The sequence below is a fragment of the Streptomyces asoensis genome, from assembly GCF_013085465.1.
GTDB classification, from domain to species: domain Bacteria; phylum Actinomycetota; class Actinomycetes; order Streptomycetales; family Streptomycetaceae; genus Streptomyces; species Streptomyces cacaoi_A.
In genome coordinates this window covers 6,811,823-6,827,860 of sequence record NZ_CP049838.1, presented here as the reverse complement: position 1 = coordinate 6,827,860, position 16,038 = coordinate 6,811,823, and the positions used below count along the sequence as shown (strand labels likewise).

At 71.6% G+C, this 16,038-nt stretch carries 18 protein-coding genes; 7 read left to right on the top strand and 11 right to left on the bottom strand.

Going from position 1 to position 16,038, the window contains the following annotated elements; translation table 11 throughout:
- Window positions 1-109 precede the first annotated feature (109 nt).
- On the bottom strand, window positions 110-1,084 hold the full coding sequence (locus tag G9272_RS30710) for a tetratricopeptide repeat protein (RefSeq protein WP_171399512.1): 975 nt from the start codon (window positions 1,082-1,084) through the stop codon (window positions 110-112).
- 240 nt (window positions 1,085-1,324) lie between these two features.
- On the opposite strand from G9272_RS30710, the gene G9272_RS30705 reads away from it, so the two are divergent.
- Window positions 1,325-1,993: a TetR/AcrR family transcriptional regulator gene (locus tag G9272_RS30705; protein WP_171399511.1), complete on the top strand. Its 669-nt coding sequence runs from the start codon at window positions 1,325-1,327 to the stop codon at window positions 1,991-1,993.
- Window positions 1,994-2,046: 53 nt separating this feature from the next.
- On the opposite strand, the gene G9272_RS30700 is transcribed toward G9272_RS30705, so the two are convergent.
- The 4 genes from G9272_RS30700 to G9272_RS30685 form a co-directional block, all read right to left on the bottom strand.
- On the bottom strand, window positions 2,047-3,747 hold the full coding sequence (locus G9272_RS30700) for an acyl-CoA mutase large subunit family protein (protein ID WP_171399510.1): 1,701 nt from the start codon (window positions 3,745-3,747) through the stop codon (window positions 2,047-2,049).
- A gap of 131 nt (window positions 3,748-3,878) precedes the next feature.
- Window positions 3,879-4,217 carry a DUF3817 domain-containing protein gene (locus tag G9272_RS30695; RefSeq protein ID WP_057603486.1) on the bottom strand — a complete coding sequence of 113 codons (339 nt, stop codon included), beginning with the start codon at window positions 4,215-4,217 and terminating at the stop codon, window positions 3,879-3,881.
- Window positions 4,218-4,280: 63 nt separating this feature from the next.
- Window positions 4,281-4,790 carry a MarR family winged helix-turn-helix transcriptional regulator gene (locus G9272_RS30690; protein WP_062641981.1) on the bottom strand — a complete coding sequence of 170 codons (510 nt, stop codon included), beginning with the start codon at window positions 4,788-4,790 and terminating at the stop codon, window positions 4,281-4,283.
- An 11-nt stretch (window positions 4,791-4,801) separates the two neighbouring features.
- Window positions 4,802-6,094, bottom strand: coding sequence for an MFS transporter (locus tag G9272_RS30685; RefSeq protein WP_171399509.1), 1,293 nt, complete (start codon window positions 6,092-6,094; stop codon window positions 4,802-4,804).
- Between the two features lie 73 nt (window positions 6,095-6,167).
- On the opposite strand from G9272_RS30685, the gene G9272_RS30680 reads away from it, so the two are divergent.
- On the top strand, window positions 6,168-7,154 hold the full coding sequence (locus tag G9272_RS30680; RefSeq protein ID WP_171399508.1) for an ArsR/SmtB family transcription factor: 987 nt from the start codon (window positions 6,168-6,170) through the stop codon (window positions 7,152-7,154).
- Here G9272_RS30680 and G9272_RS30675 read toward each other — a convergent pair.
- The 3 genes from G9272_RS30675 to G9272_RS30665 all read right to left on the bottom strand — a co-directional run bounded on the left by G9272_RS30675 (window position 7,148) and on the right by G9272_RS30665 (window position 8,912).
- Complete coding sequence (locus tag G9272_RS30675; RefSeq protein ID WP_171399507.1) at window positions 7,148-8,122, bottom strand: matrixin family metalloprotease; 975 nt, start codon at window positions 8,120-8,122, stop codon at window positions 7,148-7,150. The two genes, G9272_RS30680 and G9272_RS30675, sit on opposite strands and share 7 nt — an antisense overlap.
- A gap of 146 nt (window positions 8,123-8,268) precedes the next feature.
- Window positions 8,269-8,571, bottom strand: a complete 303-nt coding sequence (locus G9272_RS30670; RefSeq protein WP_171399506.1) for an MTH1187 family thiamine-binding protein — start codon at window positions 8,569-8,571, stop codon at window positions 8,269-8,271.
- Window positions 8,568-8,912 (bottom strand): DUF3817 domain-containing protein, encoded by a 345-nt coding sequence (locus G9272_RS30665; protein ID WP_171399505.1) that lies wholly within the window; start codon window positions 8,910-8,912, stop codon window positions 8,568-8,570. The genes G9272_RS30670 and G9272_RS30665 overlap by 4 nt, the downstream gene beginning before the upstream one ends.
- A gap of 169 nt (window positions 8,913-9,081) precedes the next feature.
- On the opposite strand from G9272_RS30665, the gene G9272_RS30660 reads away from it, so the two are divergent.
- The 4 genes from G9272_RS30660 (at window position 9,082) to G9272_RS30645 (ending at window position 11,744) form a co-directional block, all read left to right on the top strand.
- Window positions 9,082-9,714, top strand: coding sequence for an AIM24 family protein (locus G9272_RS30660; protein ID WP_171402247.1), 633 nt, complete (start codon window positions 9,082-9,084; stop codon window positions 9,712-9,714).
- A gap of 1 nt (window position 9,715) precedes the next feature.
- Entirely contained in the window at window positions 9,716-10,366 is a 651-nt protein-coding gene (locus G9272_RS30655; protein WP_171402245.1) for an AIM24 family protein, read from the top strand.
- Window positions 10,367-10,368: 2 nt separating this feature from the next.
- Window positions 10,369-11,175, top strand: a complete 807-nt coding sequence (locus G9272_RS30650; RefSeq protein ID WP_171402246.1) for an AIM24 family protein — start codon at window positions 10,369-10,371, stop codon at window positions 11,173-11,175.
- A gap of 92 nt (window positions 11,176-11,267) precedes the next feature.
- Window positions 11,268-11,744 carry a MarR family winged helix-turn-helix transcriptional regulator gene (locus tag G9272_RS30645; protein ID WP_171399504.1) on the top strand — a complete coding sequence of 159 codons (477 nt, stop codon included), beginning with the start codon at window positions 11,268-11,270 and terminating at the stop codon, window positions 11,742-11,744.
- Between the two features lie 36 nt (window positions 11,745-11,780).
- Here G9272_RS30645 and G9272_RS30640 read toward each other — a convergent pair whose 3' ends face one another.
- Together G9272_RS30640 and G9272_RS30635 are read right to left on the bottom strand one after the other, a co-directional pair.
- On the bottom strand, window positions 11,781-13,280 hold the full coding sequence (locus tag G9272_RS30640; protein ID WP_171399503.1) for a sensor histidine kinase: 1,500 nt from the start codon (window positions 13,278-13,280) through the stop codon (window positions 11,781-11,783).
- Window positions 13,277-13,966, bottom strand: a complete 690-nt coding sequence (locus G9272_RS30635; protein WP_171399502.1) for a response regulator transcription factor — start codon at window positions 13,964-13,966, stop codon at window positions 13,277-13,279. Before G9272_RS30635 ends, G9272_RS30640 begins: the two co-directional genes overlap by 4 nt.
- Before the next feature lie 130 nt (window positions 13,967-14,096).
- Here G9272_RS30635 and G9272_RS30630 point away from each other — a divergent pair, with 130 nt between their 5' ends.
- The gene (locus G9272_RS30630) at window positions 14,097-14,678 is read left to right on the top strand and encodes a PepSY domain-containing protein (protein WP_171399501.1); all 582 of its coding nucleotides are present in this window, start codon (window positions 14,097-14,099) and stop codon (window positions 14,676-14,678) included.
- Window positions 14,679-14,708: 30 nt separating this feature from the next.
- Here the strand turns inward: G9272_RS30630 and G9272_RS30625 are convergent, their stop codons facing one another.
- Window positions 14,709-15,935 carry an MFS transporter gene (locus tag G9272_RS30625; protein WP_171399500.1) on the bottom strand — a complete coding sequence of 409 codons (1,227 nt, stop codon included), beginning with the start codon at window positions 15,933-15,935 and terminating at the stop codon, window positions 14,709-14,711.
- Window positions 15,936-16,038: the final 103 nt, after the last annotated feature.

Here is a 16,038-nt window from a genome sequence, read left to right as displayed (position 1 = left end):
CCAAGATTTGGTAAAGCGCGGCCGCAGGGGAACCACATCGGCAGAACTTTCACTCCGGCACCACGGGCTCTGACGTTTAGTGACTGGTCAGAACCCGGCTCCCGCCGGATCAGAACAGGGCGCGCGCCAGCGCCCGCCGGGCCGCCGCGACCCGGGGGTCGTCCGGCCCTACCACCTCGAACAGTTCGAGCAGTCGCAGCCGTACGGCGTCCCGGTCGTCACCGGCCGTGCGCCGCACGGTGTCGATGAGCCGTCCGAACGCGTCCTCGACATGACCGCCCACCAGATCCAGGTCGGCCGCGGCGATCTGCGCCTGCGCGTTCTCGGGCTTGTCGGCGGCGTCCTTGCGCACCTGCTGCGGGTCCATACCGCCCACCCGCTGGAGCAACTCGGCCTGCGCGAGCCCGAGCTTGGCCTCGCTGTTGCCCGGGTCGTCGGCGAGGACGTTGCGGTACGCCTGCACGGCGCCGCCGAAGTCCCCGGCGTCCAGCGCCTGTACGGCGGCTTCCAGCAGCGCGTCGTACGGCCCGACGGGCTCGGCCTCGGCCGCCTCCACGGCGCCCGGCTCGGCGTCGGCGTCGACGGTCAGGCCGGTGAGCCCGAACCGCTGCTCGGCGACCTGCACCAACTGGTCGAGGGTCTGCCGGATCTGCGCTTCGCCGGCGGCCCCCTGGAAGAGCGGCAGCGCCTGACCGGCGACGACCGCGAAGACGGCCGGGATGCCCTGCACCCCGAACTGCTGCATCAACATCTGATTGGCGTCGACGTCGACCTTGGCGAGCAGGAAGCGGCCGTTGTACTCGACGGCGAGCCGCTCGAGGACGGGGCTCAGCTGCTTGCAGGGCTGGCACCACTCGGCCCAGAAGTCGATGACGACCGGCACCTCGGCGGACCGCTGGAGGACCTCCTGCTCGAAGCCCGCCTCATCGACGTCGATGACGAGATCGGCCGGGGAGACGGCCCCCGCGCCGCCCTGCCGTGCCGTTTCGGCGCGCGTCTGCTCCGCCTTCGCCTTGGCCTCCTGGGCCGCCTTCACCGCGGCGAGGTCGACGACTCCGCTCATGGACATGTTCCGTGGCTGCATGCGTCTATCCTCCCCCGTCCGCGCGCCTGCGTGAAAAGCGTTCCGAATACGTCCCGAACATCCCGAACATGAGCGCCGGGGTCCCCACCCCGCACCCTGCCGGACCGAGCGGCCCGCGCACGTCCCGCGCGAGCTTTCGCTACGAGTCGTAGCGTAATGGCACCGAGTGCCTACGCAACACCACCCCTCGGTGATCTCCCTCACGGAAGCCCATGACAAACCGCCGGTTATGGTCTGGGAATGCAGATCCGCACCCCCGCCTGCCGTACGGGCCGTCCGCGCAGCGCCGCGGCGGACACCGCGATCCTGGCCGCGACCCGGGAGGCGCTGGTCGAACTGGGCTGGTCCAAGCTGACGCTGGGGGATGTGGCGACGCGCGCCGGGGTCGCCAAGACGACTCTCTACCGCCGCTGGGCCGGCAAGAACGAACTGGTCGTCGACGCGGTCGCGGAGCTCTTCGGTGAACTCGAACTCCCCGACCGGGGCAGCCTCGCCGCCGACATCGAGGGTGTGGTCCTTCAGTTCGCGGCGATCCTGGCCCGGCCGGAGGCCAAGAGCGGCCTGATGGCGGCCGTAGCCGAGTCCACCCGCGACGACGCCCTGCGCGAGCGCATCCGCGCCTCCATCGTCGACCCGCAGAAGGACCTGGTCCTGGAAGGCCGCGCCCGCGCCCAGGCGCGCGGTGAACTCCCGCCGCAGACCGACCCGGCCGAGGCCGCCCGCACGGTCGACCTCATCTTCGACGTCGTGGCGGGTGCGGTGGTCCACCGCACCCTGGTCAGCGCGGAACCCGCGGACGAGGAGTGGGTGCGCAGCTTCACCCGGGTGCTTCTCCTGGGCCTGACCGCGTCCACCGGCCCGTCCGAAGAGACCGGCCCGTTCGAAGACCTCCCCGGCGAACACGTCTGAGGGCGGGGGCCGCTGCTCGCCCCCGCCCCCGCCGACGCCCCTGCCTGCGCCGTCTAGAACCCCGCGGGCTCGGTGTACACCCCCCACTCCTCCCGCAGTACGTCGCAGATCTCGCCCAGCGTCGCCTCGGCCCGCACGGCGTCCAGCATCGGCCCGATCATGTTGGAGCCGTCACGAGCGGCGCCCAGCATGGCGGCGAGCGCGCCCCGCACCGCCGTCTCGTCCCGGGCGGCCTTGCGTGCGCCCAACGCCCGCACCTGCTCCCGCTCCACCTCGTGGCTGACCCGCAGGATCTCCAGGTCCCCGGTCACCGACCCGGTGTGCGCGTTGACGCCGACGACCCGCTTCTCGCCCTTCTCCACGGACTGTTGGTACCGGAACGCCGACTCCGCGATCTCCCCGGTGAACCAGCCGTCCTCGATCCCGCGCAGGATCCCGGAGGTGATCGGCCCGATCGGGTGCCGCCCGTCGGGGTGGGCCCGCAGCCCCCGCTCCCTGATCTGCTCGAAGATCTTCTCCGCGTCGGCCTCGATCCGGTCCGTCAGTTGCTCTACGTACCAGGAACCGCCCAGCGGATCGGCGACGTTGGCGACGCCGGTCTCCTCCATCAGTACCTGCTGGGTGCGCAGCGCGATCTCCGCCGCCTGCTCGCTCGGCAGCGCGAGGGTCTCGTCCAGGGCGTTCGTGTGCAGCGAGTTGGTCCCGCCGAGCACCGCCGCGAGGGCCTCCACCGCCGTACGCACCACGTTGTTGTACGGCTGCTGGGCGGTCAGCGAGACCCCGGCGGTCTGGGTGTGGAAGCGCAGCCACAGCGCCTTCTCGGACTTCGCCCCGTAGACGTCCCGCATCCAGCGCGCCCAGATCCTGCGCGCCGCGCGGAACTTGGCGATCTCCTCGAAGAAGTCGACGTGCGCGTCGAAGAAGAAGGACAGCCCGGGTGCGAACACGTCCACGTCGAGACCGCGGCTGAGCCCCAGCTCCACGTACCCGAAGCCGTCCGCCAGCGTGTAGGCCAGCTCCTGCGCGGCCGTCGCGCCGGCCTCGCGGATGTGGTAGCCGGAGACGGACAGCGGCTTGTAGGCGGGGATGCCGGACGCGCAGTACTCCATCAGGTCGCCGATGAGACGCAGATGCGGCTCGGGCTGGAAGAGCCACTCCTTCTGGGCGATGTACTCCTTGAAGATGTCCGTCTGGAGCGTGCCGTTGAGGACGCCGGGGTCGACGCCCTGCCGTTCGGCGGCGACGAGGTACATGCAGAAGACGGGGACGGCCGGCCCGCTGATCGTCATGGAGGTCGTGACATCACCCAGCGGGATGTCCTTGAACAGGACCTCCATGTCGGCGGCCGAGTCGATGGCGACCCCGCAGTGCCCGACCTCGCCCAGCGAGTGCCGGTCGTCGGAGTCGCGCCCCATCAACGTGGGCATGTCGAACGCCACGGACAGACCCCCGCCGCCGTTGGCCAGGATCATCTTGTAGCGCTCGTTGGTCTGCTCGGCATTGCCGAACCCGGCGAACTGCCGGATGGTCCACGTGCGCCCCCGGTAGCCGGTCGGGTACAGGCCGCGCGTGAAGGGGTACTCCCCGGGCCAGCCGATCCGCTCGAAGCCGTCGTACGTGTCACCGGGCCGGGGCCCGTACGCCGGCTCCACGGGGTCCCCGGAGAGCGTGGTGAAGTCGGCCTCACGCTTGCGCGAAGCGTCGTACCGGGCCTGCCAGCGACGGCGGCCCTCCTCGATGGCGTCAGCGTCCATGACTCAAATTTACTAGGACGTCCAAGTAAATGTCGATGGCTGCTGGCAGGACATCCCAGTAACTGTGCGTGTCCGACCGTCGTACGCACGCGTGTGGGGGCATGGGTACGACGGTGGGATCGGCGCCGGATCTAGGCCTTGGCGGCCACGGGAGCCTCGTCGGCGATCCGGCCCTCCAGCTCGCGGCTGATCCTGCGCTCCACGAAGAAGGCGGCCGTCGGGACGGTCCCGGCGAGCAGCACCCACAGCTGCTTGCCCACCGGCCACTTCGCCTTGGAGCCCAGGTCGAAGGCGAAGACCAGGTAGAGGACGTAGAGCCAGCCGTGCGCGATGGCGACGACGCGGGTGAAGTCCGCGGCCCCGTCGACGTCCAGGCCGTACTTGGCGATCATGCCCAGGCACAGCAGGACCAGCAGCACACCGGTGACATAGGCCAGGACGCGGTAGCGGGTCAGCACGCTCTTCTTCATGCCGACGAGCGTAACGACCCGTTCCGGGAGATCTTGCCCCGGGTCACTCCTCCCGGATCCGGGTCACTCCTCGTCGAAGTCCTGCGCGGCGACCCGCAGCGGCCTGAGCATCGCGAAGATCTCCCCGCACTCCTCCGCGTCGTACACCCCGAGGCCGAAGTCCATCGCCATCAGGTCGCGGGTGGCCTCCTCGACGACCTCCCGGCCCTTGTCGGTGATGACGGCGAGGGTGCCGCGGCCGTCGTTGGGGTTGGGGCGCCGGGCGACCAGACCCGACCTCACCAGGCGGTCGACGGTGTTCGTCACCGAGGTGGGGTGCACCTGGAGCCGCTCGCCGATCTTCGACATGGTCAGCTCGCCCTCCTTGGAGAAGGTGAGCAGCACCAGCGCCTCGAAGCGTGCGAACGTCAGGCCGTACGGCTTGACCACGGCGTCCACCTCGGCGAGCAGGATCTGGTGCGCGCGCATGATCGAGGTGATCGCGGCCATGGACGGCGTGTTCCCCCAGCGCTGCTTCCAGAGCTCGTCGGCGCGGGCGATCGGATCGAAGGGGAGACTGGGCGGTTTCGGCACGCCTCCAGACCTTACCGGCCGGTCATATCGTGGTCAGCCCCGTCTCGGCCTTCGGTCCGCCGGACCTCCAGGGCGGACAGTACGCAGCAGACCGTCCCCAGCACACCGGCCCCCGCGACCGCGGCCGCCACCCCCACCAGCTCCGCGGCCACCCCCGCCAGGGCCATGCCGACGCCCTGGAACGTCATGAGCCCGGCGGTGAGCAGCGTCATGGCCCGTCCGCGCAGTTCCTCGGGCACGTCCCGGACGATCCACTGGTCGAGGCCGAGGGTGTACGCCGACCCCGCGCCCGAGACCACCAGCAGGAGCAGCGAGACGGCGAGTCCGGGGTGGAGGGCGTAGCCGAGGTAGGGCAGCAGGGTCACACAGACGAGCGGCAGCGCGACGCGCTCACGGGTGACCGGGCGCAGCCGGGCGCCCGCGTACAGCTCGCCGGCGATCGCGCCGACCGGCAGCGCGCACATCAGCAGGCCCAGGCCGGTGGGGCCGACGCCGAGGCCGTCGGCGTAGGGCGCGGACAGCGCCTCCGGGGCGACCGTGAAGGTCGGCGGCACCCAGAAGAGCAGCAGCAGCGCCCGTACCCGCCGGTCGGCGAGGATCTGCCGGGCGCCCTTGAGGGAGTCCGTGACCAGGGCGCCGCCGGTCCTGGCCCGGGCGGGGCGGCGGCGGGTGCCGAGCCGCAGCAGCGCGGCGGAGGCGAGGAAGGTGCCGACGGTGACGAGCAGGGCCTGGCGCGGGGAGGTGACGGTGAGCAGCAGCCCGCCGAGTCCGAAGCCGACGAGCAGCGCGCTCTGCGCGGTGATGCGCAGCAGGGAGCGGCCGAGGACGAACAGGTCGCCGTCGCCGAGGATGTCCGCGAGGGTGGCCATCCGGGTGCCCGCGAAGATCGGCGAGACGACGGCGAGACAGCAGCGCAGGGCGAGCAGCACGGCGAGGGGCGCGCCCGGCGCCGTCATCGGCACCACGCACACCGCGCACACCAGGTCGCAGCCCACGAGCACGCGCCGGGCCGGGAAGCGGTCGGCGACCCCGGCGAGCAGGGTGCCGCCGACGACGTAGGGCAGGAAGCCGAGGGCCCAGGCCAGGGCGCTCATCAGCGGGGAGCCGGTCAGGTCGTAGACGAGGACGGACAGCGCGACCTCGGCGACGATCACGCCGAGCATGGACAGCAGGTGGGCGGCGAAGACGGCCCGGAACTCACGGACGGCGAAGACGCGGAGGTAGCCGGCGGGTGGTGTCCCGGTCGCCGGGTTCGCCTGGTTCGCCGGTGTCGCGGGGGTCGAGGGCGTCGTGACTTCTGACATGGCGGCAGCGTGCTCGGAGGAGTGCGCAGGCCCTAGTGTTTCGGTCACCGCCGAATGTTCGAGAGGTGAGGTCGTGCCGTCATACCTGCATTTCGGGGAGGACGACTTCCTGCGCTGCCGCTTCGCCGTGTCCCCGCTGTGGGAGACGCAGGAGGTCGCGCGCACCCTCAAGCGGCCCGACCGGCACGGCTACCACGCGCCCTGGCTGCGCCGGATCCGTACGGTCGCCGAGGCGCTCGACCTGACCGGGCTGTGGTTGCTGATGCCGCGCCGGGGGCACTCACCCGACTGGCTGTGCCCGCCGCCGGTCGGGCCCGCGGCAGGGTTCGAGGAGGAGCTCGCCGCGGTCCGGGCCGCCGACCCGGAAGCCGCCCTCGCGGACACCGCCCGCTCACTCGCGGACACCCCCGGCGCGCTGGACTCGCCACGGGGGCGGGCCTGGCTGGCGGATCCGGAGCGGATGATCCGGGAGCTGTCCGGCGTGCTGGAGGAGATCTGGCACACCCTGCTCGCACCGGACTGGCCCCGGCTGCGCGCCCTGCTGGAGGCTGATGTCGTCTTCCACTCCCGACGACTGGCCGAAGTGGGCCTGGGCGGGCTGCTGCCGGAGATCAACCGACGGTGCGGCTGGCGGGCCGGGACGCTGACCGTCGCCTCGAACGGTGAGCACGAGCGGCACCTGGGAGGGGCGGGGCTGGTGTTGATGCCGAGCGTGTTCTCGTGGCCGGACGTCGTGAGCGGCTTCGACCCTCCCTGGCAGCCGACGCTGGTGTACCCGGCGCGGGGCATCGGCGGGCTGTGGACCGACACCACCGCCCACTCCCCCGAGGCGCTCGTCCGGCTGCTGGGCCGGGGCCGGGCCCGCGTGCTCGGCGCGCTCGACGATCCGGCGACCACCTCCGCCCTCGCCCACCGGCTCGGCCTCGCCCCGTCCTCGGTCTCCGCGCACCTGACGGTGCTGCGCGACGCCGGGCTGCTGGTGTCCCGGCGCTACGGCCACCAGGTGCTGTACGAGCGGACGCCGCTGGGGATGGCGCTGGTGTCGGGCGGCGCTCAGTAGAGGCTGCGCAGGCCGAGGATGTCGCCCTTGCCGAGCGTGCGGGCGTCCGTGGAGCAGGCGAAGGAGTTCGCGTACATGGTGAGGTTCTCGTGTCCGACGCCGGAGTGACCGAGGCCGAAGACGTGCCCGGCCTCGTGCGTGGCCACGCTGCGGACGTCGTACGCGTGCGTGCAGCCGCCGGACGGGCGGTTCGTGAACGGGAAGTCATGGGTGTTGAAGCGGACGTCGGCCTCGAGCAGTTCCTCGGGGCCGTCGGGCACCGGCCGGCTCCAGGAGCAGGTCGTCGCGACGGCCTCGCCGCCGATGTCCCCCGCGTCCCACACGCTCAGACCGTCCCGGCGGGTGCAGCGGGCCGCACGGTCGATGCCGGCCTCGTTGCCGGTGGTCGACAGGAACCTGGCCTTCGCCGTGACCGTGTCGTCGTAGCCGCAGTCGTTACGGCTGGTGGTGATGGTGGCGATGGCGTCCTCGAAGGCCCGTCGGCCCTCGGCGAGGGACAGCCGGCCCGGCAGGGGGCCGTCACCGATGAACCACTCGTACGTGTCGTACTCCTTGCGGCCCGCGGTGGAGTAGGCGCTGTCGGTGCAGGGGGCGGGGGCGTCGGTGCGGGCCCTGGCTACGGCTTCCGCGTGGGCCGCCTCGTAGGTGTAGGAGACCGCTCCGTCGGCTGCGACCGTCAGGGTGAATCCGTGCGCCGAGCCGTCCACCGTGAGCGCTTCGACGCTGACCGTCGTGCCGGGTTCGGGCACCGCCACTCCGGCGCCCTCGTGGGTGACCACCCGGCCGACGGCGAGGCAGTCGAGCACGGACGAGCCGGCGGGCAGGTCGTCCACGGTCAGCTCGCCGCGGGCGAGTGCGCACGCGGGCGGCCGAGGCACTTCCCCCACGCAGACCACCGACAGCGATGCCGCCACCAGGAGCGCCGTGACCGCCCTGCCGACCAGTCCCGGTCCGCGCCGCCCTGCCACCGCACACTCCCCTTCAATGCCACGCCACCGCGCGGAACCTGATCGGCCTCGGGAGACATTAGCCAGGCGGCACCGGCCGAAAACCCCATCCGATACAACCCGTTCGAGCGACTACTGGAACGGGTGTTCCGTCGCGATCCCTCCCGCTACTCCGAGCGCTCCCCCAGATGCCGTTCCACCGTCTCCACCTTGGAGGTCAGGCCGTCCGTCACCCCGGGGCGGATGTCCGCCTTCAGGACCAGGGAGACCCGGGGGGCCCGTTCCTCGACGGCGGCCACGGCGCGCTTGACGACGTCCATGACCTCGTCCCATTCGCCCTCGATGGAGGTGAACATGGCGTCGGTGCGGTTCGGGAGGCCGGACGCGCGGACCACCCGGACGGCGTCGGCCACGTAGTCGCCGACGTCCTCGCCGACACCCAGCGGCGTGACCGAGAACGCGACGATCATGCCTTGGCCGCCGTCTCCTGGCGGGCGCGGGAGGCGATGACCGCGTCCTCGGCCTCACGGCGCAGCTTGCGCTCGGCGAAGAAGCCGCCGGTCGGCAGGACCGACAGGACGAAGTAGAGGGCCGCGGTCTTCAGGGACCACTTCGTGCGGTTCCAGGCGTCGGCCCAGAAGAGCACGTACAGGACGAACAGCACGCCGTGGACCATGCCCATCACGGGCACCGCGTTGAAGTCCGTGGTCCGCTTCAGCACCGAGCAGACCAGCAGCAGAAGGAAGGAAACGGCCTCGGGGGCGGAGACCAGGCGCAGGCGGCGGAGGGCGGAGGCTGTCTTCAGGTCCACGGGTCACCTTCGGGGGAGGTACGGCGACGAACAGGTCGGTTTGTGAATGCACGCACAAGCGTTCGCCCATTGTGGCAAACGGTCCACCTAAGGGTGCGTTCAGGGTCGTTCTCCACCTCCGGGTGCTGTTCGACGCACCCGTCCGGCCGATACCTTTCGCAGCGTGGCGATGTTTCGACTTCAAGGCAGCAAAGTGCTCGCCGTCGACATGACCGGGGACGCCGTGAAGGCGAAGAACGGCTCGATGGTCGCGTACGACGGGCAGATGGCGTTCAAGAAGCTCAGCGGCGGCGGCGAGGGCATCCGGGGGATGGTCACCCGGCGGCTCACCGGTGAGCAGATGACCATGATGGAGGTGAGGGGGCAGGGCACGTGCTGGCTGGCCGATCGCGCCTCCGAGATCAATCTCGTCCAGCTCCAAGGGGACAAGCTGTACGTCGAGTCGAGCAATCTGCTCGCGACCGACGCCGGGCTCAGGACCGGGACGAGTTTCACCGGACTGCGCGGCGCGACCCAGGGCAACGGACTGTTCACGACGACCGTCGAGGGCACCGGCCAGGCGGCCATCACCTCGGACGGACCGGCCGTGGTGCTGCGCGTCAGTCCGCAGTACCCGCTGACCGTCGATCCCGGCGCCTATGTCGCGCACCAGGGCAACGTCCGGCAGACCTTCCAGTCCGGTGTGACCTTCCGCACGTTCATGGGCGAGGGCGGCGGCGAGGCCTTCCAGATCCGGTTCGAGGGGGACGGCCTGGTGTACGTCCAGCCGAGCGAGCGCAACACGATCGCGGGGGATGTGTGAGATGACCTTCCGCGAGATCAACTCCAAGATGGTCGAGGCGACCGTCGTCCCCGGCCAACGGCTCTTCAGCCAGCGCGGCGCCATGCTCGCCTACCGCGGCGAGGTGGCCTTCACCCCCAACGTCCAGGGCGGGCAGGGCGGGGTGAGGTCCATGATCGGGCGGCGGCTCGCCAACGAGGACACCCCCCTGATGACCGTCGAGGGCAACGGCACGGTCCTCTTCGGACACGGCGGCCACCACGTCCAGGTCATCCGGCTCACCGGCGACACGCTGTACGTCGAGGCGGACCGCCTGCTCGCCTTCGAGGGCACCCTCCAGCAGGGCACGATGTTCCTGGGCTCCCAGGGCGGGGTCATGGGCATGGTCCGCGGCCAGGTCAGCGGACAGGGCCTGTTCACCACCACCCTGAAGGGGCAAGGGGCCGTCGCCGTGATGGCCCACGGCGGAGTCTTCGAGGTGCCGATCACCCCGCAGCGCCCGGTCCATGTCGACCCCCAGGCCTATGTCGCCCACCACGGCGACGTCCGCAACAAGCTGTCGACGGCGCTGGGCTGGCGGGACATGGTGGGCCGGGGCTCCGGCGAGGCGTTCCAGCTGGAGCTGAGCGGCAGCGGTGCGGTGTTCGTCCAGGCGTCGGAGGAGAAGCTGTGAGCATGTACGGGGCTCCGGGCGGCGGCCCGACGGTGCACGACCCGATGACCTTGCCGGTCGACGACAACGTGAACAGCTACACCTTCTGCGTGGAGCTCAAGGGGAGCCAGTGGTTCCTCCAGAAGGGGAAGATGATCGCCTACTACGGGTCGATCGACTTCAACGGCATCGGACACGGCCGGCTGGACCGTCTGGTCCGCACTTCGTTCCATTCGCCTCTGCACGCCAGCGACTGGGTCGTGGCGGAGGGATCGGGCAAGATGCTCCTCGCCGACCGGGCCTTCGACGTGAATTCGTACGACCTCGACGACGGCAACCTGACCATTCGCTCGGGCAATCTGCTTGCTTTTCAGCCAACTCTGTCGCTCAAGCAGTCGATCGTGCCGGGATTTCTCACGCTGATCGGAACCGGCAAGTTCGTCGCGGCATCTAACGGTCCGGTGGTGTTCATGGAACCCCCGATCCGGGTCGACCCGCAGGCACTCGTCGGGTGGGCCGACTGCCCCTCTCCGTGCCATCACTACGACCACGGGTACATGACCGGCCTGATGGGCGGTCTACGTGCACTGACAGGCCTCGGAGGGGCTTCCGGGGAGGAGCACCAGTTCGAGTTCGTGGGGGCCGGGACGGTGCTGCTCCAGTCGACCGAGCTGCTCATGGCCGAGCAGGCGACGGGGGCGGTTCCGCACGAGCCGGGAGTGCCCGGCGGGGGCGGCGTACCCGGTGGGCACGGTGGCCACGGCGCGCAAACCGGCGCACCGCGCCTTCCCGGACAGCTGGGGGACCTCCAGCGTCGCTTCGGGCTGTGAGCGGTAGTCTGCGGAGTGTGACATCGAACGCGTGCGCACCGTCACACCACCCTCACTAGTTCGCCTTTCAACATTTTAGGTAGACTTCATTTATGGAGACCGAAACGGCCACGCGCTGGCTGACCGATGCGGAGCAGTGCGCCTGGCGCACCCACCTGGAGGTCAACAGGCTGTTGACGTACCAGCTCGAAAAGGATCTCCAACCATTCGGCCTGACCATGAACGACTACGAGATCCTGGTGAATCTCTCCGAGTCGGAGGGCGTCCGGATGCGGATGAGTGACCTCGCGTCCGCCACCCTCCAGTCCAAGAGCCGTCTCTCGCACCAGATCACCCGCATGGAGAGCGCCAACCTGGTGCGCCGTGAGAACTGCGAGTCCGACCGCCGCGGCCTGTACGCGGTCCTGACCGAGCACGGCATGGAGACCATGCAGAAGGTCGCGCCCCATCATGTGGAATCCGTGCGGCGGCACTTCATCGACCTCCTCTCCCCCGAGTCCACGACGGAACTCTCCAAGGCCCTGAAACCCGTCGCGGAACACCTGCGCGGGCAGCGGGGACGCCCGTGAGGGACACCCGCTAGCCGATCGGTTCAGGCGATCGGTCTAGGCGATCGGCAGGCGGAGCTCGAACAGGGCTCCGCCTGCCGGCGTCTCACGGACCGTGAGCGTGCCACCGTGCCGGACGGCCACGTCGCGGGCGATCGCCAGGCCGAGGCCGGCCCCGCCGTCGTCACGGCCGCGGGCGTCGTCGAGCCGTACGAACCGCTCGAAGATCCGCTCCCGGTCCGCCTCGGGCACCCCGTCCCCGTCGTCGGCGACCTCGACGACGGCCTGCCCGCCCGCCCTCCGCACGGTCACGGTGACGGCCGAACGGGCGTGCCGGTGCGCGTTGTCGAGCAGGTTGGCCAGCACCCGCCCCAACTGCCCCCGCGATCCGGCCACCTCCACGGACTCCGGCTCCACGGACTCCGGCTCCAGGGGCTCCACCGCCACGTCCGGTCGCCCGGCCGCCTCCTCCCGGGCCAGCGCCGCCAGATCCACCCGCGCGCCGGCCACCGGCCCCTCCCCCGCGTCCAACCGGGCGAGCAGCAGCAGGTCGGCGGCCAGCCGCTGGAGCCGCACGGTGTCCTCGACGGCGCCCGACACGTCCAGCAGCCCGGGATGCGCGACACCCACTTCGAGCTGGGTACGCAGCGAGGCGATGGGGCTGCGCAGCTCGTGCGAGGCGTCGGCGACGAACCGGCGCTGACGTTCCACGGAGGTCTCCAGCGCGGCCAGCGTCTCGTTCGTCGTGCGGGCGAGCCGGGCGACCTCGTCGTGGGTGTCCGGCTCGGGCACCCGGCGGGTCAGATCGGCGGCGGCGGTGATCGCGGCCATCTCGCGCCGGATGTCCTCGACCGGGCGCAGCGCCCGCCGGGTGACCAGCCAGGTCACTCCCGCGACCACCGCGAGCAGCAGAGGGAAGCCGATCAGCATGACGGTGAGGGCGGTGCGTACGGCGCTCCGCTCAGCCGCCAGGGACGCACCCGCGTACACGGTGAGCAGGCCCTTCCTCGGGTCCCGGACATCCACGGCGGCGAAGCGGTAGTCGGCCGTGTCGCCGTCGACGGTCGCGGAACCGTCGTCGAAGTGGGTCTCGTCGCCGATCTCGCCGGGTTCGAGCGAGTCCTGGGCGGAGTCGTCGTCGAGGTCGGCGCCCCCGCCGTCCGCCCCGGGATCCTCCCCGGATTCCTCTCCCGGTCCCTCCGAGGTGTCGTCCCCGGTGTCGTCCCCGGTGTCCTCCCGCGCCCGCGCCACGCTCGTGCCGACACCGGTGATCCGTTCCAGGTCCTCGGTGGCGGCGGCCTGCTCGCCGTTCGCGTCGACGACCTGGACCACCCGCTCGTCGTCGTCCAGCGAGGAGAGCTTGTCGTACGGCGTGCCGAGAGCCAGTTGGGCGGCGACGGTCCGCGCGGTGCGCTCCGCCTGTCCGCCGGCCTGGCCGGTCAGACTGGAGCGCAGCGACAGCAGCACGGCCGCCCCCGCCGCGAGGAGCGCCACGGCGACCACGAACGTGGCGCCGAGCGTCGCCCGGGCCCGCACGGACCCGAACCGGCGGCTCATCGCGCCGTCTCCGGTCGCTCCAGCCGGTAACCGGCGCCGCGCACGGTCCGGATGAGCCCCGCGCCCAGCTTGCGGCGCAGCGCGCTGACGTACACCTCGACGATGTTGGGGTCGCCGTCGTAGGCGAAGTCCCAGACGTGGTCGAGGATCTCGGTCTTGGACACCACCTCGCCCGCCCGCACGACGAGCTGCTCCAGTACGGCGAACTCCTTGGTGGTCAGAGCGGCTTCGACCTCCGTGCCGCCGTCCCGCAGGAACACCCGCCGGGCGGCGGTGTCCACCTTCAGGTCGCCCAGGACGTGCACGGCCGGGGCCCCGGCCCCCTGTCCGCCGCGACGCAGCAGCGCCTTCACACGGGCGACCAGGACGACGTACGAGAACGGCTTGGTGAGGTAGTCGTCCGCGCCCGTGTCCAGGCCCTCCGCCTCGTCGTACTCGCCGTCCTTGGCGGTGAGCATGAGGATCGGGACGTCGTTGCCGGCGGCACGCAGGGTGGAGCAGACCCGGTAGCCGTTCATGCCGGGCAGCATGATGTCGAGGATGATCAGGTCGTACGGCGACTCGCTCGCCCGGTGCAGCCCCTCCAGCCCGTCGTGGACGACGTCCACGGAGTAGCCCTCGGCGGTCAGGCCGCCCGCGAGCGACCTGGCCAGTCGCTTCTCGTCCTCCACGATCAACAGCCACATCGCACCAGGGTCCCAAACCGAACCTGAAGTGATCTTCAGGCTGCTTCAGCGTGGCTTCAGGTGCGTTCAGGCAGCTTGGTTCCCGTCGAGACCGAAGCAGGTCGAAAGCAACCCCACCGGGAGGAACCTCATGAAGCGCAAGCTCGTCATCGCCGCCGTCACCGCGTCCGTCGTGATCGGCGGGGGTGCGGCGGTCGCCTTCGCGGACGACGACGCGCAGACCGGCGCTCCCAAGGCGCGGGCCGCCGAGCAGGTGGCCGCCGACCGGGCCACGGGGAGCACGGTGAGCTCCTCGAAGGCCACCGCCGCCGAGGCGATCGCGGCCGCGCTGCGGCACACGCCGGGCACCGCCGTCGGCGCCGACCGGGAGGACGACGGCGCCGAAGCGGGCACCTGGCACGTGGACGTCGTCGAGGCCGACGGTGTCGAGCAGACCGTCGCCGTCTCCCCCCACACCGGCAAGGTCGTCGGCGTCCACCGCGACACCGACGACGACGGCGACGACGACGGCCGTGAGGACCTCGCCGAGCTGAAGGGCGCGGACGTCGACGCCCGCGAGGCCGCGCTGGCCGTCGCAGCCAAGGGCGCGGTGACCGACGTCGACCTGGACGACGACGACCGCGCCACGGTCTGGAGCGTGGACACCGCCAAGGCCGGCGAGTGGCAGGTCGACGTACGCACGGGCAAGGTCACCCAGGAGCTCGACGACTGACCTGGCGTCCGTCCGGCCGTCAGGGGGCCGTCAGGCGAGGGGCACGAGATCGCTCGTGCCCCTCCGGGCGCGTCTGGCGACGGCCGCCGCCGTCATCAGCACCACCGCTCCGGTCAGCGCGAAGCACACCGCCACCGGCAGCGACCCGGCCAGCGCTCCGGCGACCGCCGTGCCGGCCGTACTGCCCGCGTTCACGGCCGTGTTGACCCACGCCCCGGCCCGCACCCGGGCCTCCGGCGCGGCGATCTCGTCGGCGATGAGATAGGCCGTGGTGATCGCCGGCGACACGAAGAACCCGGCGGCCGCGACGGCGACGGCCAGCGTGCCGAGCCCCGGCGCGAGTCCCGCACCGCACAGCGTCAGCCCGAGCCCCGCCGTGAGCAGCGGCAGCCGCACCCCGGCCGACGCCCGCCAGGTGACGGCCCCGTTGAGCAGCCCGCCGACGGCGCTGCCGGCCGACAGCGCGGCCAGCACCCAGGCGGCGCTCGCCCCGCCGGTCCCGTGCCCGTGGCGCTCGGCGAACGCCACGACCAGCAGATCGACCACGCCCAGCGCCAGCCCCACGCCCGCGATGGCGACCACCGGCCGCCCGAGCCCGCGCAGACCGCCGCCGCCCCGCCGCACGGTGGCCTTGCCCGGCCCCACCGCCCGCAGGGCCGGCGAGGACAGGAACCCGGCCGTGCCCACGGCCATCAGGACCGCCCCGACGACGATCCCCGCGGCCGGCGGTGCGAAGCCGACGAGCACACCGACGAGCAACGGCCCGGTGACGAAGAGGAGTTCCTCGGCGACCCCGTCGAGGCTGTACGCGCGCTGAAGGAGGGCGCGGTCCGGGGTGAGCCTCCCCCACACCGCCCGCATGGTCGGCCCCAGCGGCGGCACACAGGCGCCCGCGGTGGCGGCGAGGACGCCCAGCACGGGAGCCGGGGCGCCGGCCGGGCGCGCGAGGACCAGGGTGAGCAGGACGAGCACCGCGAGGTAGGCGGCGGTCATCGGGACGAGCGCCCGGCGTGGCCCGTGCCGGTCGATGAGGGCCGCCCGGGCGGGCGACAGGAAGACGGTGGTGGCCCCGAACAGGGCCATCACGGTGCCCGCCACCGTGTACGAGCCCGAGGAGCGGGTCACGGCGAGCATCAGGGACAGCGGGACGATCCCGTACGACAGCCGTCCGGTGAGGGCGGCGGCGAAGGTTCGGCGGGCGTGCGGAACGCGCAGGACGACGGCATACGAAGGCCGCACGGCAGGTGAAGCGGACATGAGGAGTTCCTCGACTCATGGCAGGAGAAAGGGGACGCCTGATCGCCGCGAGCGGGGCGGCCGAACGCCGCTCACCGATCACGGGCCGAGGCGGGCCCTATGC